At 47.8% G+C, this 18,059-nt stretch carries 17 protein-coding genes; 12 read left to right on the top strand and 5 right to left on the bottom strand.

The features are described from left to right. Positions 1–163: 163 nt before the first annotated feature. The 5 genes from PSHG_RS05995 (at position 164) to PSHG_RS05975 (ending at position 6,052) form a co-directional block, all read left to right on the top strand. A complete protein-coding gene (locus PSHG_RS05995) occupies positions 164–1,234 on the top strand; it encodes a substrate-binding domain-containing protein (protein ID WP_010270813.1) in 1,071 nt (356 codons plus the stop codon). 159 nt (positions 1,235–1,393) lie between these two features. Next, entirely contained in the window at positions 1,394–2,884 is a 1,491-nt protein-coding gene (locus PSHG_RS05990) for a sugar ABC transporter ATP-binding protein (RefSeq protein WP_010270809.1), read from the top strand. Positions 2,885–2,890: 6 nt separating this feature from the next. Then, complete coding sequence (locus tag PSHG_RS05985) at positions 2,891–3,850, top strand: ABC transporter permease (RefSeq protein WP_010270805.1); 960 nt, start codon at positions 2,891–2,893, stop codon at positions 3,848–3,850. A 40-nt stretch (positions 3,851–3,890) separates the two neighbouring features. Then, the gene (locus PSHG_RS05980) at positions 3,891–4,922 is read left to right on the top strand and encodes a zinc-dependent alcohol dehydrogenase (RefSeq protein WP_010270801.1); all 1,032 of its coding nucleotides are present in this window, start codon (positions 3,891–3,893) and stop codon (positions 4,920–4,922) included. Between the two features lie 110 nt (positions 4,923–5,032). Then, positions 5,033–6,052, top strand: a complete 1,020-nt coding sequence (locus PSHG_RS05975) for a zinc-dependent alcohol dehydrogenase (RefSeq protein WP_010270799.1) — start codon at positions 5,033–5,035, stop codon at positions 6,050–6,052. A 164-nt stretch (positions 6,053–6,216) separates the two neighbouring features. Here the strand turns inward: PSHG_RS05975 and PSHG_RS05970 are convergent, their stop codons facing one another. The 5 genes from PSHG_RS05970 to PSHG_RS05950 all read right to left on the bottom strand — a co-directional run bounded on the left by PSHG_RS05970 (position 6,217) and on the right by PSHG_RS05950 (position 10,575). Further along, positions 6,217–6,795, bottom strand: coding sequence for a glucose-6-phosphate isomerase (locus PSHG_RS05970; protein WP_010270797.1), 579 nt, complete (start codon positions 6,793–6,795; stop codon positions 6,217–6,219). 13 nt (positions 6,796–6,808) lie between these two features. Continuing rightward, positions 6,809–7,750 carry a shikimate dehydrogenase family protein gene (locus PSHG_RS05965; protein ID WP_010270795.1) on the bottom strand — a complete coding sequence of 314 codons (942 nt, stop codon included), beginning with the start codon at positions 7,748–7,750 and terminating at the stop codon, positions 6,809–6,811. A gap of 49 nt (positions 7,751–7,799) precedes the next feature. Then, positions 7,800–8,786, bottom strand: a complete 987-nt coding sequence (locus PSHG_RS05960; protein WP_010270793.1) for a phosphotriesterase family protein — start codon at positions 8,784–8,786, stop codon at positions 7,800–7,802. Further along, entirely contained in the window at positions 8,783–9,739 is a 957-nt protein-coding gene (locus PSHG_RS05955; protein WP_010270790.1) for a phosphoglycerate dehydrogenase, read from the bottom strand. Before PSHG_RS05955 ends, PSHG_RS05960 begins: the two co-directional genes overlap by 4 nt. A gap of 86 nt (positions 9,740–9,825) precedes the next feature. Continuing rightward, positions 9,826–10,575 carry a GntR family transcriptional regulator gene (locus PSHG_RS05950; protein ID WP_010270787.1) on the bottom strand — a complete coding sequence of 250 codons (750 nt, stop codon included), beginning with the start codon at positions 10,573–10,575 and terminating at the stop codon, positions 9,826–9,828. A 315-nt stretch (positions 10,576–10,890) separates the two neighbouring features. Between PSHG_RS05950 and PSHG_RS29180 the strand changes: the two genes are divergently transcribed. The 7 genes from PSHG_RS29180 (at position 10,891) to pheA (ending at position 18,056) form a co-directional block, all read left to right on the top strand. Next, a complete protein-coding gene (locus PSHG_RS29180) occupies positions 10,891–11,616 on the top strand; it encodes a Spo0B domain-containing protein (protein ID WP_010270784.1) in 726 nt (241 codons plus the stop codon). Positions 11,617–11,630: 14 nt separating this feature from the next. Next, entirely contained in the window at positions 11,631–12,935 is a 1,305-nt protein-coding gene (obgE, locus tag PSHG_RS05940; protein ID WP_010270783.1) for a GTPase ObgE, read from the top strand. Positions 12,936–13,144: 209 nt separating this feature from the next. Beyond that, a complete protein-coding gene (locus tag PSHG_RS05935; RefSeq protein WP_042121475.1) occupies positions 13,145–13,591 on the top strand; it encodes an ACT domain-containing protein in 447 nt (148 codons plus the stop codon). 32 nt (positions 13,592–13,623) lie between these two features. After that, entirely contained in the window at positions 13,624–14,910 is a 1,287-nt protein-coding gene (locus PSHG_RS05930) for a homoserine dehydrogenase (protein ID WP_010270779.1), read from the top strand. Positions 14,911–14,970: 60 nt separating this feature from the next. Next, on the top strand, positions 14,971–16,032 hold the full coding sequence (gene thrC / locus PSHG_RS05925; RefSeq protein ID WP_010270778.1) for a threonine synthase: 1,062 nt from the start codon (positions 14,971–14,973) through the stop codon (positions 16,030–16,032). Positions 16,033–16,052: 20 nt separating this feature from the next. Next, positions 16,053–17,018, top strand: coding sequence for a homoserine kinase (thrB, locus tag PSHG_RS05920; protein ID WP_042121473.1), 966 nt, complete (start codon positions 16,053–16,055; stop codon positions 17,016–17,018). 162 nt (positions 17,019–17,180) lie between these two features. Continuing rightward, positions 17,181–18,056: a prephenate dehydratase gene (gene pheA / locus PSHG_RS05915; protein ID WP_010270773.1), complete on the top strand. Its 876-nt coding sequence runs from the start codon at positions 17,181–17,183 to the stop codon at positions 18,054–18,056. Positions 18,057–18,059: the final 3 nt, after the last annotated feature.

Genomic DNA, 18,059 nt, shown 5'->3' with positions numbered 1-18,059 from the left:
AGTCTGGCCATTCTGAGAGAAATTTACCAAAGGTTAATCATAATATAACAATATTTTTAGGTTGAAACCGCTAACAAGATATTGTATACTTACAATGCATGTAACATTGTAATGTCATGACAATACTTTGTATCGAAAAAGTAAAATTAAAGGGGAGTTGGAAATGAAGAAAAAAGGTTTTTTAGCACTCATAATAGGATTGGTTGCAGTCATGATTGTAGCTGGATGCGGCTCTTCTTCACCTTCCGGCGGGAATGAAGCATCGGGGGATAAGAAATTCAAGGTTGGCTTTGCTATCAAGACTCAGGATTCTCCTTACTTTGTTTCGTTGGTCGAAGCGGTTCAGGAGCTCGCTAAAGCAGAAGGCTGGAGCATTACGGTGCTTGATGCCAATGGAAGTACTTCCAAAGAAGCTGAGAATATGGAAACCTTCATTGCTCAAGGAATGGATTTGATCTTCCTCGATAGCGTTGAACCGGATGCAGCGGTGCCAAGCATTAATAAAGCTGCTGAAGCAGGTATCGGTGTAATTAACCTGGACAGTGGTGTAGGCGAAGGAGCTAAGGATATTACAACCGTTTATTCCGATAACAAACAAAACGGAAGATTGGTTGGACTGGCTTATGCCGAGAAAATGGGCGACCAGGAGATTAAAGCGATTGTCCTGAGCGGTGCGAAAGGGAACGTAGCCGGTACGGAAAGAAGAACAGGACTGTTTGCAGGGATTATTGAAGGAAAAACCGGAGTTTCGGAAGAAGAAGCTTGGGAATTGGCAGAAGCTTTTGACAGTGAATTGCTTTCCAGAGGTAAAGCAACGAATGAAGAAGCGAAATTCACCGTTGCCGGACAAGGCTGGGGAGCTTGGACAGAAGAGCAAGGCCTGACAGCGGCAGAGGATTTGGTTACGGCCAATCGCGATTTGACAACAGTATTGGGTGAGAACGATCAAATGCTGTTTGGAGCGATGACAGCACTTGAGAATGCCGGTATTGAAGGTGTCGACATTGTGGCGGCAGCTGATGGAGCCAAAGCTGCGTACGACCTGATCAAAGAAGGGAAGTACTTTGCCACAGGTGAAAACAGTCCATACAAGGTTGCCCAGCTGGGAGTTCAAATTGCGAAAGAAATTTTGGTAGACGGCAAGGATATGTGGAGCTATGAGGATATCACCTTAACCGAGCCGGCAGCTGTAACTATTGACAACGTAGACGAATACTACGAGTTTGGTTTCTAATAACTTAATAGAGAAGCTGAATGGATTAGATAATAGAGCCGTTGAGTCAGCATTAAGAAAGAATCCTCCTTTTGACGAAAGAGGAGGATTTTTTCTTCCGCAATCTCATTGCATTAGGCTGGCGCCTGGATTACGGCTGATAGAAAGGGGAGACAGAATATGCGGGATGATTATATTATCGAAATGAATAATATATCTAAACATTTTGGCGGCGTTAAAGCGCTGACGGATGTTTCCCTTAAAGTGAGGAAGGGAGAAATACATGCTCTGATAGGCGAGAATGGCGCTGGAAAATCTACCTTGATGAAAATCCTCGCCGGAGCTTATCAGAAAGATGATGGCCAGATTTTAATTGATGGTGAAGAAGCGAAAATCACTTCGCCTAAAAGTGTTATTAATCTTGGAGTCTCCGTTATTTATCAGGAATTCATGCTGGCGCCTGATCTGACGGTAGCCGAAAATATTTTTATCGACAGACTGGCTGAATCCGGCTTGTTTATCAACTGGAAGCATCTGAAAAAGAGAGCCAAGGAGCAGTTGGTGAAGCTGGGATTCGAGGATATCGACCCGGAGGCCAAGGTAGGAAGCCTGAGTGTTGCCTATCAGCAAATCGTTGAAATCGCCAAATGTCTGGAGAGGAACTCCAAGGTGCTGGTATTTGACGAGCCGACAGCGGTTCTTACCTTTACGGAGACTCGTAAGCTGCTCTCCATTATTAAGAATTTGAAAGAAAATGGCGTCAGCATTATTTATATTTCTCACCGTCTGGAGGAATTGCTGGAGATTAGCGATCATATCACCGTTTTGAAGGACGGAGGCTATGTAGGCACGGTACCTACAGCATCCATCAATAAAGAAGAATTGGTACAGATGATGGTTGGCCGGGAGATCACTCAATTGTTCCCTGATCGGAATGCTGAAATAGGCGAAGAAATACTAAGGGTTGAAAACTTAAGCGCAGGTGACCTGGTAAAAGATGTTAGCTTTACGGTGAAAAAAGGTGAAGTTGTAGGCTTTAGCGGACTCGTAGGATCAGGCAGAACCGAAGCAATGAGAGCTATTTTTGGCGCGGATAAAAGGAAATCCGGAAAAGTTATTTTTTATGGAAAAGAAGTTAACTTTAAAGATCCTAAAGAAGCCATCCAGCATGGATTTGGCCTTCTTCCCGAAGATAGAAAAAAACAGGGCTTGCTGCTGGAACAATCCATCAGGATGAACACCACGCTAGCATCCATGTTTAAAATAAAAAAAGCCGGCACGATCAATCATCAAAAAGAAAAACAGTATGTGAAGGAATTATTGGCAAGCATTGCAACAAAATACGGCTCCATGGAAGACAACGCCAGCAGCCTCAGCGGCGGAAATCAACAAAAAATTGCGCTGGCCAAATGGTTGTCGGCCGACTGCAAGTGCATTGTGTTTGACGAGCCTACGCGGGGCGTAGACGTAGGGGCGAAAACAGAAATTTACAAGATTATAAACAAGCTTGCGGAACAAGGAGTGGGCGTTATCGTCATCTCCTCCGAAATGGCAGAAATCATCGGTTTGTGCGATCGTGCCCTAGTTATGCGGCAAGGCTCCATAGTTGGAGAGGTGGGCAAAACCGAGCTGACCGAAAACAATCTTATCAAACTGGCAATGGGGGTATGAGGAATCATGACTAGCGCTATAAAAAGATTTAATTGGAAACAATTCATCATAGATAACAATACTTATATCATTTTAGCACTTCTAGTAATTGTCAGTGCTCTTCTTTCTGATACTTTCTTAACATCAATGAATATTCGCAACATCTTGCTTCAGCAGGCAGGGCCGATTTTAGTAGCGATTGGCATGCTGTTCGTCATCCTCACAGGCGGAATTGACTTGTCCGTTGGTTCGGTCATGGCAGTCGGAGCAACGGTATCCGCCATATTAATCAGCGATTTTGGCATGAATTTTGCTCCCGCTATTGTTCTTGCTGTACTGATAGGGATTATTTTCGGAGTCTTCACGGGTATATTAGTAGCTTATGCCGGTATACAGGGGTTTGTCGCCTCATTGGCTACGATGACCATTGCCAGGGGTGCCTCTTTTGTGATTACCGAGGGAAGACCGGTTAAATTGGCGCCGGGAACTTTGGATACACTTGTGAGCAAATCTTATTTTTTCCCTATTATTATTATTGCCGTAGTGTTAATTATTGCTTTTGCTTTAGTGCAAAAATATACCGCATGGGGACGAATTGTTATTGCGATCGGCAGTAACCAAACCGCTGTCCAGCTTGCCGGTATCCGCACCAAAAGATACGTCATGTCGGCTTACGCCGTATCCGCCGCATTGGCCGCTTTAGCAGGCGTGTTTATCGCTGCGAGGTCTTCAACCGGAAGTGCCACCATCGGGATGGGACAAGAGCTGGATGCAATTGCAGCATGCGTTATTGGAGGGGCGAGTCTTGCAGGAGGTAAAGGCTTTGTTGTCAAAGCCGTTGCAGGCGGATTGATTCTAGGAATTATCGGCAACATTATGAACTTGATGGCCATTCCGTCTTACCCGCAGGATATTATTAAAGGCTTCATCATTATAGCGGCTGTATTCCTGCAAATTCTTACTAATAAATCGGAAAAAACGATCTAATCTTTATACCAAGCCAGCATTTTAGGAAAGGTTGGGGCTTATGAGAACATTAGTAGTGGACGCTAATGGCCAGTTACAGGTTAAACAAATCCCGATCCCGAAATACAGCTCCAAGCAAGCCCTAGTCAAAATGATCAGCTGCGGGATATGCGGCACGGATTCTACGATTATCAAATTGGGCTTTAAAGGAATCCCCATGGAAAACTACCCTCTTATGCTCGGGCATGAGGGGGTAGGCCGGGTTGTGGAGGTCGGCTCTGAAGTCACAAGCTTCAAGGTAGGCGATGTCGTCCTGCTTCCGTTCAACGATGCTGATAAAGAGCTTTATGGCTCATTAGGCTCGGCCTGGGGCGCCTTCAGTGAATACGGAGTTATTCATGACAAGGCTGCATACCCGGAAGGCCAGGTGCCGGATGCCGCTTACGCGCAGCAGATCGTTCCGGACGATATTGACCCGGTGGATGCGGCTATGCTTGTAACGCTGCGGGAAGTGTACAGCAGCATTACCTATTTTAATGTGGGCAGGGACGATAGTATTGTCGTCTTTGGCAGCGGTCCTGTCGCCGTTACCTTCATCAAATTGATGAGTCTGATGGGAATCAAATCGATTATCGGTGTGGCCAGAAGCGAAGCGAAGAAAAATCTTCTTTTGCAAAATGGAGCGAAGGCGGCTTTTAACAGCAGGGAATGTGACGTTACCCAGGCGATCCGTACGCTGTATCCGGATGGTGTCAACTATGTTCTAGATGCGGTAGGGTCTACGGAGATTATGAATCATGCGATGGAACTGCTGGCCGATCGCGGTGAAATTCTTTGTTATGGTGTTCCAAGCCATAACCGGATGCAGCTGGATTGGAGCAAGGCTCCTTATAATTGGAAAATTAATTTTCAGCAGATGCCTTACAAGCATGAGGAAGCAGAAGCCTTGGAGCGGATCCTGCAATGGATAAGAGCCGGTGAGATTAACCTGAAGGACTTCATTTCGGATTATTTTAAGTTTGACCATATATTGGAGGCTTTTGACAAGTACAACAATCATCAAATTCCGAAGAAGGCGATTATCACTTATTAAGCTGGCAGAAAGTCAACACCGGTTCTATATAAGGAGAACTAACAGGGGTTAGCTGATCTTACCGGATGTTGCCTTCAGCTTTACAGAATTCATGAGGGGAGAGCAGACAAATGATCCAAGCCATTATGACCGAACCCGGTAAAATCGAATTTAACGATGTGCCCGTTCCAGAGGTGAAAGCCAATCAGATCAAGATTAAAATGAAAAGCATAGGGGTATGCGGATCCGATATTCATGTTAATCACGGGAAGCATCCATATACGAGTTATCCTGTCGTGCAGGGGCATGAGGTTTCCGCCCAGGTAGTCGAGGTTGGCTCTGAAGTAACTAATGTTAAAGTCGGGGACAAAGTTACCATTCAGCCCCAAGTTGTATGCGGGGAGTGTTTCCCTTGCACCCATGGTTTGTACAATGACTGTGAAGAACTGAAAGTCATGGGATTTCAAACGACAGGGATGGCCAGTGAATATTTTGTGGTAGATGCCGATAAAGCTTTGGCGCTTCCTGATGATATGAGCTGGGAGCATGGAGCCTTGATCGAGCCGCTCGCTGTCGCCGTGCATGCGGTAAGACGCGCAGGAGAGATAAAAGGGAAGAAGATTGTAGTACTGGGCGGTGGTCCGATCGGCAATCTGGTTGCACAGACAGCAAAAGCGATGGGAGCGGGCGATGTGCTTATCTCCGAACTAAGCCCTTACCGTCTTGAAGTGGCGCGGAAATGCGGAATTAAGACAGTTGATGCCCGGAATGAGAGCTTGCCGGAAGCAATTATATCCCATTATGGCAAGGATCGGGCGGACTATATCTTTGAGTGTATCGGGATTACCGCTACAATCAACCAAGCGATCGATTATGCGAGAAAAGGCAGCACGATTGTCGTTGTCGGTGTATTTGGCGATATGGCGACCGTCAATATGGGGTACGTACAGGATCACGAACTATCCCTCCTGGGCAGTGCCATGTATAGAGAAGAAGATTTTATCGAAGCTATCCAGCTTGTTAGGGAAGGATTAATCGATTTCGATACGCTGATCACTCATCGGGTAAAATTCAGAGACTATAAAGAAGCTTATGACATTATTGATCAGCAGAAGGACAAAGCGATGAAGGTTATGATTGAAATGGAGTAATAGGAACACCTTAAAAAGTCAACACCCAAGGATGCTGTAAAACATTCTTGGGTGTTTTATTTTGATAACTTTATTTGGAAGAGGGCCTATTAGACGGTATCTTTAGTATCTTTAATTTCAGTGCATTTTACTGCGATAATGGATGATGGAATGCTGTGCCGTTTTTATTCCGTCCACTTCGGATTATCGATGATTTCAGGCTTTCCGTCTTTTTCAACAACAAGCTTGCGGTAGCCTTTCGTTTCAATCGTGCCGTAGTCATGCCCGGCATCCGCCCGGAAGGCATAGAACGTCACAAGAGGCTCATCGCCGAGATTGATGCTGCGATGGGCATAGCGCGGCGGTACATAGACCGCCTGGCCCGGTGCAAAATATTGAATGTCCCAATCGCCTTCGGGATTTTCCATCAGCATGGCGCCATTGCCGCTTAAGCAATAGTAGACTTCGCCGGTCTCCAAAATGGTGTGGAAATGGCCTTTAGTCATATAGTATTCATTTCCTACTTTGCCTGGATAGACAATGCTGGTTCCGAATAGCAGGTTGCCCGGCGTTTCCGGCAGATCCAGCTCATAAAATTCATAAACGAGCGGATCGCCCGCTTGGATCGCGGCTTCAAAAGCTGCGTCATCTGCGTACATTCCCTTCATTTTGGAAAGTGTACGCTTTGTAGATTCCTTCGATTGGGACAAGCCTGTTGCCAGATTAAAATCGAGAGTAAACGGTTTTACGGTGTTTTCAGTCATAGATAGTCTCTCCTTATCTCATGTTATTGGAAATTTGTTCAATGCGGTCAAATACGGCTCCGGTAATGTCAATGTGGAAAACTTCGGCAACGACCTGTGTCCAGCCATGTATGAAGTAAATCCAGCCATCCTCAACATGAAGGCTCTTTGCTTGCTGCTGGCGAAGGGCCTGATGCATGAAATCGAGCTCTCCGCGGTAATTAAGCTCCCAGACAAGACTCTTTTCCGGGAAGCTTCCATTGTCCGTTAAAGGCGATCCGGGGCGGTCTTTTCCTAATCCGGTAGCGTTGATGATCAAGGAATGCGGTTTGATTCCGGCAAGCAGGGCATCGTTTTGGGCAGGCTCCGGTGTCAGATGGTACTCGGCGTTAACATCGGGATTAATTTCCTTCACGATCCGCTCAATCTCATCAAGGCGTGGTTGGCTGCGGTTAGCGACCACTACTTTGGACGGAATGTTCTCACCGTTTTTCGGATTCAGCAGGTAAGAACAAATCGCAATGGCGCTGCCGCCAGCCCCGATAACGAACAGTTCTCCGCCGTGGTCCTTCCAATAATTTTCCGGTATAAAAGCTTCCATAGCGAGGCCGCTGGAAATCGGGTCTTTTGCATAGCCTTCAAGCTTGCCGTCTTTTTTGGAAATAGAAGAAAGCTCGCCAAACATAGTGGCATAAGGGTCAAGGTAATCAAAGAGATCTTTGGCAGCATGATAGAGGTCAATCTTGTGGGTGGTAACCAGAGCCCCTAACGATAATTCATCCTCTTTAATAAAGTTCACGACATCCCGGTACACTTGGGGATCAGCATGAATGTCGATATCGATTCCTTTCAGTACCGCATTTTTCAGTCCTAATGCTTCTGCCCACAGAGGGAACAGCTTCATGATCGAGGATTTCGTGGTCGTGACGCCAATGAAATACATGGTCGGTTGGGTTGCTTTTTCAGGCAATTTCATAGGAATGTCTCCTCTCCATTTCTTTTCATTTTGCTTGGGATAACCTAGTTTACTTTCTTCTGCTGAAGGCTTTGGCCGGGTTGTCGTACATCATCTTGCGAATTATGGCTTGGGTTACGCCTCCTTGTTCAAGCTTTGGCAGGAATGTTCTGGCCATATAGTCGAGCCCGAGCTCCCCGCCGTAGCTTTTTAAACGTTTACGAGTCGTATCGAGAGAAAGCAGAAGTTGATTCTCGTACCCTGCCTCTATCAGCTTGAGAATGAGCTCAATCTCCTCTTCATCGGAATGGTACTTAAACCGGCCGATAGTATCGAGCTCTAGATATACGCCTGTGCTCGCTACATGGAGCATATAGTCGGCATTCTCCATTTCCCGGTCCAGGTGGCAGAGGATCAGCTGGTCAGGCTCAAGGCCAAAATCGGTATACAGCTTGATCTGATCAAGAGCTGCCCGCCCCATTTCCGTGTGACTCATGATCGGTGCTTTGGCGGCGATGGCCGCCTGGGCCGCCGCTTTGAAAAGCCGGTAATAGCGTCCTCCCACCCCTTGGAAATCAGATGCGGTTTTGATGATGCCCGCTTTCGCCGGGATTTGATCCTGAGGCCAGGCCTCCTCACCGTCGGCATACATACCTTGCTGCAGCTCATCGATAAATAATTGGGTTAGCTCATCGACATCCGCCGAATGAATCCAATGGTCTTCAGGATAGAAAACGAGCTTGTGGAAGCCGGTTGAGGCGACAATTTGCACGCCGGTCTCCCGGGAAGCGGCTGCCAGCCACCGGCTGTGGCGTCCGCTTCCCACCGGCTGGGCTTCCACAATCGTGGAGCCGCCGACCTCCTGAAATAACCTCAGCTCTTGAATCGTTTTGTCATAATCATCAATTTGCAGGGCGGGATCGATTTTGGCGGATTGCCCCTTCTTCAAGAACAGATGCTCATGACTGTGGCAGAAGCCCATCTGTTCAGGCGTTATAGGGCCGGTTACCGTGACGATTGCTTGGCTGGAGCGAATATTTGCGTCTGCTTGGGTCATTGTGAATCATCCTTTTGCGATAGCATGCTGAGCAGATTTTCGGTGGAAACGATGGCCATTCGCTCCACGGCTTCATGGGTGTAAGCACCGATGTGAGGCGTTAATATAAAGTTAGGCAGCGCCACTAACGGATCCCCTTGCTGTGGAGGCTCGGATGAGTAGACGTCTTGTGCGGCCGCCGCAATTTTGTTATGGGCGAGGGCGTCATACAGGGCGGCCTCATCCACCAACTCTCCACGCGACGTATTGATGAGCACGGCTGTCGGCTTCATCCAGCTCAGCGTTTGAGCATTGATAAGGCCTTTAGTATCCTCGGTAGCCGGCAGGTGAAGAGAGAGAATATCGGATTGTCTCAGTACTTCCTCTAAGCTTTCTTCTCTTTTCACGTTGTAGGTGTCAAGGAAGGCCTGATCTTTAAAATAAGGGTCGTAGATGGTAACCTTCATTCCAAGCCCAACCGCCCGCTTGGCCACTTCCTTTCCGATTTGTCCTCCGCCGATTACGCCCGCGTTTTTATTCGTCAATTCGAAACCGATTGTGCGCTCCCAGCCGTAGGCTTTAACGCCAGAGGCAACCGCCGGGATATGCCTGGCGCTGGCAAACATAAGGGCAATCGCATGCTCGGCAACTGAAATCGAATTAGTGCCTACCGCATTTTGCACCAGAATCCCCAGCTCTTCCGCTCTCTTGAGGTCGATATTATCCATGCCGACCCCGTATTTGGAAATGGCGCGCAGGGATTTGCATTGCTCAAGTACGTGAGAGGGAAGCGGGTCTACTCCGATAATAATGCCGACCACGTTGTCTTGCGCAGCCGCGATAATTTCCTCCTCGGTCATCGTTCTGCCATAATTGTTTTCAATAATCTCATAGCCATGCTCATGCAGCAGCTTATGCGCTTTCAACTTGTAGTTTTTGAATGATTTGGGCGTAATCAATACTTTTTCTGCCATGGCATCCTCATCTCCATCTTTATCGTTATAGTTTAATCAATCTACATACCAATGTCATTATGTCTTTACATTTAAAAATAAAAAATTTATCGGTTCATTTCAAAGGTAAAGGTATTGCGGTCCCCTCTATATTTGGCCAGGGAATATTCAATCGGTTTTCCGTTTGACAAGAAGGTTGTGCTTTTGATGAATTGAATCGGCGCTCCCTGCGGAACATTCAGCAGCTGAGACTCATAATCACCTGCCAATACCGCCTCCAGGTTTCGGATGGCTCTAGTAATTTTCAACGATAATTCAGCTTCAATTACTTCGTAAAGAGACTCCTGCTCCAAATTTCTCTCCAGAAGAAAGCGGCATTCTGTGTAAGGCAGAAAGGTATCAACAATGACTATGGGATCGTCATTGGCATAGCGCAATCTTTGCAATCTGATCACGGTTGATCCTTCCGTCAAATGCAATGCGTCGCTGATGGATTTATCGCTTTTAACCGCCGCCATGCTTAGAACCCTTGTTGACGGAGTGAGCCCCTTCTTCTTAATTTCATTGTTGAAGCTATCCAGGACTTGCAGAAATTCCTGCTGAATTTTTGGTCGGGAAACGAAGGTGCCTTTAGCTTTAATGCGATAAAGAAAGCCTTCCACAACCAGCTCATTGATAGCCTGCCTAACAGTTGGCCTGCTGATTTTAAAATGAGCGCTGAGCTCCTGTTCTGTTGGAATCGGCACATCCAGGTTATCGTGGGTGTTCATAATATACTCCAGCAGAATTTCCTTCAACTGATAGTAAAGGGGAGTAGGAATCTTTTTATTTAATGCCTTATCAAACAAGGTGGACATGACTCGGCTTATCACTCCTGTCACTCTAAATGTAATGACATAAGAACATTTAGGACAATACCATCATAAATCTTCTACATTTCCTTGTCAATGTCTTTATTGCTTTAGCGCTGGCGGGACAAAACTGTTGCAGATTCATCTAAATTAAGTTGATGCTCGTGACATGAGTTATTCAATCGGTTGCCATGCCTATGCCCGCTGTGTTAAAAGGGTTCTTATCAAAATATACCATTATATGCTTGCATGGGATGGAGTAAAGGGATGGTAACATGTTATACTGGAAAAATCGGAACGAATCTAGAGGTGGGAAAGCGGATGAACCGGATACGAGGTGTTCAGGCTTTAGCGGGGTTTATTTTTATCGCTGCCTTATTGATGCTGGTTGGATTTGATTTTGCGGCCTACATCAAGATATTCCTGGGTGCTCTGCTGTTGGCCGGCGCATACGGCCTTTTGCTCCTGGATCGCAGGCGGCACAGAGAACTTAGCCATTCTTTATTGGTTCAAACGATCAACCACCACCGTCATGACTGGATGAACGACTTTCAAGTGCTGCTCGGCTTACTGAAGTTGAAGAAATACGACAGTATGCAGCCTTATATGGATAAAATAAAAGCAAAGCTTCATCAGGAAAGCTGCCTGTCCAAATTAGGCGTGCCTTCCTTAATTGCTTATTTGATGTCCTTTCGGACAACCGCCCGGCCTTTTGTACTGGAAGTAGCGGTTGAGCAGGAGATGAACTTGCGCCAGCTGCCGATTGATTCAGAGAAGGTGTCCAAGCTGCTGCGCAATACGGTGGAAACGTTTAGCCAATGCGCTGTCCCTCCGGACGGGGAACCTAACATTCTCAGCCTTGAGCTGGATAAGGAAGACGAGACGCTGCTGCTTGATTTTGTATATGAAGGACATTATAAAAAGGACAAGCTGCAACAGGCCCTGGAGAAGATGGAGAAGGACTCCAAACGCTGGGGATCGCTTGAGCAGCATCTGGGAGAAGAGAAAGCGGTTCTAACACTGCGACTTCCTCTGGAGGAAAAATGAGGTGAGGATCTGTCATGTTTGTAGATAAAGCCAAGATTTATGTAAAAGCAGGGGATGGGGGCGACGGGATCGTTGCTTTCCGCCGTGAGAAATATGTACCGGAAGGCGGTCCGGCAGGTGGTGACGGAGGACGCGGCGGCGATGTAATTTTCCGCGTAGATGAAGGCCTGAGGACGCTTATGGATTTCCGTTACAAGCGGCATTTCAAGGCGCAGCCGGGCGTTAAAGGAAGAAACAAGTCCATGCACGGAGCCAATGCGGAGCCGTTGATTGTACGGGTTCCCCCGGGGACGGTGGTCATTGATGATGACACACAAGAGATCATTGCCGATCTAGTTCATCATAATCAGGAAGTGGTAGTTGCTAAGGGAGGACGAGGAGGACGAGGCAACACCCGATTTGTCACTGCCAGCAATACCGCGCCCGAAATCTCCGAGAATGGAGAGGAAGGTCAGGAGCGCTGGGTCGTGCTCGAGCTTAAGGTGATGGCCGATGTAGGTCTGGTCGGGTTCCCCAGTGTAGGAAAGTCTACGCTGTTATCTGTCGTTTCGGCTGCCCGCCCCAAAATCGCCGATTATCATTTCACTACGCTGACTCCTAATCTGGGGGTTGTCGATGCTGGCGAAGGGCGGAGCTTTGTGATGGCTGACCTGCCGGGATTGATTGAAGGCGCCCATACAGGGGTAGGCCTGGGTCACGAATTTCTTCGTCATGTGGAACGAACAAGGGTCATTGTCCACGTTGTCGATATGTCGGCTGGCGAAGGCCGGGATCCCTACGACGACTGGCTTAAAATAAATGAAGAGGTTCGCTTGTACAATGCCAAGCTGGAAAACCGGCCACAGCTGGTAGTCGCCAATAAAATGGATATGCCGCAAGCTGAAGAGAATTTGCAGGAATTCCGGACAAAGCTCAAGGACAATCATGGGATTGAAAAGGTGTATCCGATCTCCGCGGCTGCCCACCAGGGAGTTCAAGAGCTGGTGTACGCCATTGCCGACCAGCTGGACCAGCTTCCGGAAGAGCTTACTGTTGAAGAGGTGGCTGCTGTTGAAGAACGAAAAATTTACCGTTACGAAACGAATAAAGAAGAAAATGATTTTACTATCCACAGAGAGAACGATATTTTTGTCGTGGAAAGCGCCTCAATAGAAAAGCTGATGAAAAGGACGAATTTTGGTTCCCACGATGCTGTGCTGCGCTTCGGCCGGATTTTGCGCAAGATGGGAGTGGACCAGGAGCTTCGCAAGCGCGGAGCAACAGATGGCCAAACGATTCGCATAGGCGATTTCGAATTTGAATTTGTTGAGAGAGAATAAGCTGGTTTGCGGTGTGCTTCCAGCCAAAGCCTCGGCATAATGCGGATAACCATGGTGCATATAGATAGAAGTCCATCTCTTGAGGGGTGGCTTCTTTTGATTCTTAATAAAGGAAAAGCGAATAGCCTATTGTCAGGATAAGCACCTTTCGGTATAATGTCCACTATAAGGAAACAATAGTCTTTTTGGGGAGGACGAAAGGTGTGTCCATGATCGAAAACAAGCAGTCTTTTTACTTGGTCCATGAACAGATTTTGCCCGAAGCCCTTCTCAAAACCATTCAGGCGAAAGAGCTGCTGGCCAAAGGATCGGTAAAAACGATACACGAGGCCGTTGAAGCCGTAGGACTGAGCCGCAGCGCCTTTTACAAGTACAAAGACGGGATATTTCCGCTGAACAAGATGGATAAGGAAAGAATTATTACAATATCCATGAACCTGGATCATCGTTCCGGTATCCTCTCTAAAGTGCTGGCACTAATAGCCGATCTGGAAGGGAACGTGCTTACGATCCATCAAACCATTCCTCTGCAGGGCATGGCGAACGTGGTCGTTTCTGTAGATATTGCACGGATGGCTAAGCCTGTCGATCATCTGACGGAAAGCTTGCGCGAGACCGATGGTGTTCACAAGGCGATCATTATTGGGCAAGGATAGAGTTTACTATTAGGGTTGGGGGTCAGGCATAGATGAAGCCGATAAAAGTAGGATTGCTCGGTTTGGGAACAGTAGGAACCGGCGTGGTGAGAATTATCCAGAATCACCAGGAAGATTTGGTTATGCAAACAGGTTCTCCCATAGAAATCACTAAAATATTAGTAAAAAATGCTGGCAAAAGCCGCAACATCGATGTGTCTTCTGCACAATTAACAGAGGATGCATGGGACATCATTAACGATGGTGAAATTGATGTCATAGTGGAAGTAATGGGGGGAATAGAGCCCACCAAAACTTACATTTTGGAGGCGCTCGCCAGAGGGAAGCACATTGTGACGGCCAATAAAGATTTAATGGCTCTACACGGCCAGGAAATTATGGCGCACGCCGCCCGCAAAAATTGCGATGTTTTTTACGAGGCCAGTGTGGCCGGCGGGATTCCCATCATCCGCACGATTCGGGAAGGCTTCGCTTCTGATCGTATTACGAAAATCATGGGAATTGTGAATGGGACAACAAACTATATTTTAACGAAAATGTGCCAGGAAGGCGCCGATTATCCGGAAGTGCTTAAGGAAGCCCAGGCACTTGGCTACGCGGAAGCAGATCCGACGTCCGATGTGGAAGGCTTGGATGCCGCCCGCAAAATGGCGATACTCGCAACGCTTGGCTTCAATGTCGAGGTCGCTCTAGACGATGTGAGCGTGCAAGGAATCAGCTCCATCTCGAGCGATGACATTACGTACAGCCAGCGGCTCGGTTATGAACTGAAGCTGCTTGGAATCGCCGAACGGGACAATGATTCCATCAGTGTGACGGTTCAGCCTACGCTGATCAAGAAAGGGCATCCTCTGGCTTCAGTTAACGGAGTTTTTAACGCTGTCTATGTATATGGTGAAGCGGTCGGTGAAACGATGTTTTACGGCCCTGGAGCGGGAGAGCTGCCTACTGCGACATCGGTAGTTGCAGATTTGGTCGCAGTAAGCAAAAATACCAATTTGGGAGTAAACGGCCGCAGGGTTACGGCTCCGTACAAGCAGAAGAAATTAAAAACCGATGAAGAAGTGGCATACAAGAACTTTATTTTACTGCATGTCAGTGACGAGCCGGGTGTTTTGGCCAACATTGCCCAGGTGTTTTCCCAGCATCAGGTGAGCCTGCAGTCGGTGCTGCAGCAGCCGAATCCGAATAATCCCGATGCGGAAATTATAATTATTACTCACGAAGCTAACCAGGCGAGCATGAAGAAGGTGCTTAACGAGTTTACAACTTTGGACGATGTCCGTCGGGTGGTTAGTGTTTATCGGGTTGAAGACTAGGGAATGGAACAAACGCCTTTGTTCGCAAACTATTTTTTATAGGTTAGGAGCTATCCAACAATGAGATATTTAGGACTGCTAGACAAGTATAAAGCTTATTTGCCGGTAACGGACGCCACACCGAAGCTTACCCTTCACGAAGGCAACACGCCGCTGATCCATGCAGATCGTCTGTCAGAAGAGCTGGATCTGGACATATACTTCAAATATGAAGGCTTGAATCCTACCGGATCGTTCAAGGACCGGGGAATGGTTATGGCCGTGGCTAAAGCGATGGAGGAAGGCAGCCAGACGATTATGTGCGCCTCCACAGGCAATACGTCAGCGGCTGCCGCAGCCTATGCGGCCAGAGGTCAGTTAAATTGCATTGTATTGATTCCGAACAACAATATCGCTCTCGGAAAATTAGCGCAGGCTATGATCTATGGAGCTAAAGTAATCGCTATTGAAGGCAACTTTGACCGGGCATTGGAAATTGTCCGGGAAATTACCGCCAAACACCCGATTACGCTGGTGAACTCGGTTAATCCATATCGGCTGGAAGGACAAAAAACAGCGGCATTTGAAGTATGTGACCAGCTAGGCAAAGCACCGGATTATTTGGCTATTCCTGTCGGCAATGCGGGTAATATTACCGCCTATTGGAAAGGCTTCAAGGAATATCGCGACAAAGGCGTTACCACTTCGCTTCCGCGTATGATTGGCTTTGAAGCGGAGGGGGCGATGGCAATCGTCAAGGGAGAGCCGATTCCCAACCCGGAAACAGTTGCTACCGCGATTAGAATCGGAAATCCTGCAACGTGGGACGGAGCGGTGAATGCAGCTAATGAATCGGGCGGACAAATCAACTATGTCACAGATGAGCAAATTCTTCACGCTTATCGTACGATCGCCAGTAAAGAAGGCGTATTCGCCGAGCCGGCTTCCGCCGCATCGATTGCCGGTGTGATGAAGCTGAAGCAAGAAGGGGTTTTCAAAGGCGGAGAAACCGTAGTCTGTGTGTTAACCGGGAACGGGCTGAAGGATCCCAACAATGCGATCGACAACGTGCAGGCTAAGCCTCTTGTAGTGAAAGACAGCGAACAGGCCGTGATGGAAGCTATACAGAAATTGGAAGCTTAACGGGGGCGATGGGAGACCAGATGAAAAACGTCAAGATTCGTGTCCAAGTTCCCGCAAGTACGGCGAACCTGGGGCCCGGGTTCGACTGTCTTGGCATGGCTTTGGATTTATATGCGTGGATAGATATGAAGCCTGCAGAGCAAACTGTCATTCAGCTCTACGGAGAGCAGATGAAGCAGGTTGCCGCTGATAAATCAAACTTGATCTACAAGGCGGCCCAGATGGTGTTTCAAGAAGCGGGGGCACATTGCCCGGAGCTGGAAATTGCCGCGTATAGCGATATTCCTTTGACCAGAGGCCTCGGCAGCAGTGCATCGGCGATTATCGGCGCGATGACCGCTGCCAACCAGCTGCTCGAAGCTCCGCTGCCTGAAGACAAGCTGTTTCAGATGGCCAGCGCAATGGAGAAGCACCCGGATAATGTTGGTGCTTCCTTGTTTGGCGGCATCATTGTAGCATTCTGGGATGGCGTTCTGGCCAAGCATATCCGGTTGGAGCCATTAGACCGCCTTGAGGTGCTTGTAGTCATTCCGGAGTTCCATCTCGCCACAGAGAAAGCGAGAAACATACTGCCTGAAGAAGTGTCCATGAAGGATGCTGTCTTCAATGTCGGCCATTCATCTCTTCTTGCTGCTGCTTTGGCTGAGGGGCGCTATGATTTGATTCCCTATGCGATGAAGGATGTGCTTCATCAGCCTTACCGGGCATCGCTCATCCCGGGGATGGCCAAGATTCTGGAGCAGGCCGGTCAGTATGGGGCGCTGGGTACAGCATTAAGCGGTGCCGGCCCGACTCTGCTTACTCTGGTAGATTCGCAAAGCACTCGCAAACCGGAATTGGAGCAGTTCCTGATCTCTACACTTAAAGAAGAGAACCTGAAAGCATCGACATTATGGCTTAAACCGGCCAAGCAAGGAGTTCGGGCATGGGTATGTGAAGCCAACGAGCCTCCATTGTACGAAATCAATCAATCCGCCAATATCTAAAAAGCAGACTGCCGCGGCAAAGGTTTTATGATATAGTACTAGATAATTGCAGATGAATTCGGCCGGTCGTGATCTCGTTAACATTTACTACCTGAGAAAGCTGGTGTCATAGGTGAAAAGAAGTACGAAGAGCAGTTCGGATGCAGGAGGAGGGGTAGCTAAATGGCCAGAGTAGCGTTCCTCGGGCCCGCGGGGACTGTCTCCCAGGAATCCGCTGTCTATTTCTTCAATGGACAGACGCACGACTTTATTCCGTATCCTTTCATAGCCGACGTCTTTAAAGCTACGGCAGCGGGGGAAACGGATTACAGCGTGGTGCCTATAGAGAATACAATAGAAGGCTCTGTAAAAATTCATGTAGACCAGCTGGTTCAGTATTCCGAGCTGCCGATTCAAGCGGAATGGATCTATCCGTCCATGCAGAATTTAATCGGCTACCGGAGTGAGGAGAGCGGCAGCCCGCTCTCGCACGTGAAGACGATTCTTTCCATAGATGTTGCTGTAGCGCAATGTCTGGCCTATCTCGGAGAACACTTACCCGGTGTCAAATTCGAATATGTCAGCAGCACGGCAGAGGGGGTTAGAAGAGTCAAGGAGGAGCAGAACCCGACATTGGCTGCTATCGGCACCAGGTTGGCTGCGCAATTATACGATTTGGATATACTTGCAAGCAATATTACGGATCACCAAAATAACTTTACCCGGTTTATATTGGTGGGGCCCCGCCCTCCGCAGCGGAGCCGAAAGCCGGAGCACTATAAGACGACACTTTTGGTTACCTTGCCGGAGGATTTTCCCGGAGCCCTGCATCAAGTATTGGCTGCCTTCGCATGGCGAAAAATTAACTTGACCAAAATTGAATCCAGACCGACCAAGCTGAAGCTCGGCAGTTATTATTTTTACATTGATGCTGCTGAATCGATAGATTCGGTGCTGCTGCCGGCCGCTTTGAGTGAAATAGAAGCGCTCGGCTGTCAAGTCAAAGTACTGGGTTCTTATCCAAGCTATACATTTGAGAAGACCAATCTGGAGGTGTAGCAT

Source organism: Paenibacillus senegalensis JC66, from assembly GCF_000285515.1.
Classification (GTDB): domain Bacteria; phylum Bacillota; class Bacilli; order Paenibacillales; family NBRC-103111; genus Paenibacillus_L; species Paenibacillus_L senegalensis.
This window is presented reverse-complemented; position numbering and strand designations above follow the sequence as displayed.

Excerpts from the sequence above, each read along its gene's own strand:
- PSHG_RS05975 (WP_010270799.1), top strand. The coding sequence starts at position 5,033 with ATGATCCAAGCCATTATGACCGAACCCGGTAAAATCGAATTTAACGAT.
- PSHG_RS05930 (WP_010270779.1), top strand. The coding sequence starts at position 13,624 with ATGAAGCCGATAAAAGTAGGATTGCTCGGTTTGGGAACAGTAGGAACC.
- PSHG_RS05965 (WP_010270795.1), bottom strand. The coding sequence starts at position 7,750 with ATGAAATTGCCTGAAAAAGCAACCCAACCGACCATGTATTTCATTGGC.
- PSHG_RS29180 (WP_010270784.1), top strand. The coding sequence starts at position 10,891 with ATGAACCGGATACGAGGTGTTCAGGCTTTAGCGGGGTTTATTTTTATC.
- thrB (WP_042121473.1), top strand. The coding sequence starts at position 16,053 with ATGAAAAACGTCAAGATTCGTGTCCAAGTTCCCGCAAGTACGGCGAAC.
- PSHG_RS05955 (WP_010270790.1), bottom strand. The coding sequence starts at position 9,739 with ATGGCAGAAAAAGTATTGATTACGCCCAAATCATTCAAAAACTACAAG.
- thrC (WP_010270778.1), top strand. The coding sequence starts at position 14,971 with ATGAGATATTTAGGACTGCTAGACAAGTATAAAGCTTATTTGCCGGTA.
- PSHG_RS05985 (WP_010270805.1), top strand. The coding sequence starts at position 2,891 with ATGACTAGCGCTATAAAAAGATTTAATTGGAAACAATTCATCATAGAT.
- PSHG_RS05990 (WP_010270809.1), top strand. The coding sequence starts at position 1,394 with ATGCGGGATGATTATATTATCGAAATGAATAATATATCTAAACATTTT.
- PSHG_RS05960 (WP_010270793.1), bottom strand. The coding sequence starts at position 8,786 with ATGACCCAAGCAGACGCAAATATTCGCTCCAGCCAAGCAATCGTCACG.
- PSHG_RS05950 (WP_010270787.1), bottom strand. The coding sequence starts at position 10,575 with ATGTCCACCTTGTTTGATAAGGCATTAAATAAAAAGATTCCTACTCCC.
- obgE (WP_010270783.1), top strand. The coding sequence starts at position 11,631 with ATGTTTGTAGATAAAGCCAAGATTTATGTAAAAGCAGGGGATGGGGGC.
- PSHG_RS05935 (WP_042121475.1), top strand. The coding sequence starts at position 13,145 with ATGATCGAAAACAAGCAGTCTTTTTACTTGGTCCATGAACAGATTTTG.
- PSHG_RS05995 (WP_010270813.1), top strand. The coding sequence starts at position 164 with ATGAAGAAAAAAGGTTTTTTAGCACTCATAATAGGATTGGTTGCAGTC.
- PSHG_RS05980 (WP_010270801.1), top strand. The coding sequence starts at position 3,891 with ATGAGAACATTAGTAGTGGACGCTAATGGCCAGTTACAGGTTAAACAA.
- PSHG_RS05970 (WP_010270797.1), bottom strand. The coding sequence starts at position 6,795 with ATGACTGAAAACACCGTAAAACCGTTTACTCTCGATTTTAATCTGGCA.
- pheA (WP_010270773.1), top strand. The coding sequence starts at position 17,181 with ATGGCCAGAGTAGCGTTCCTCGGGCCCGCGGGGACTGTCTCCCAGGAA.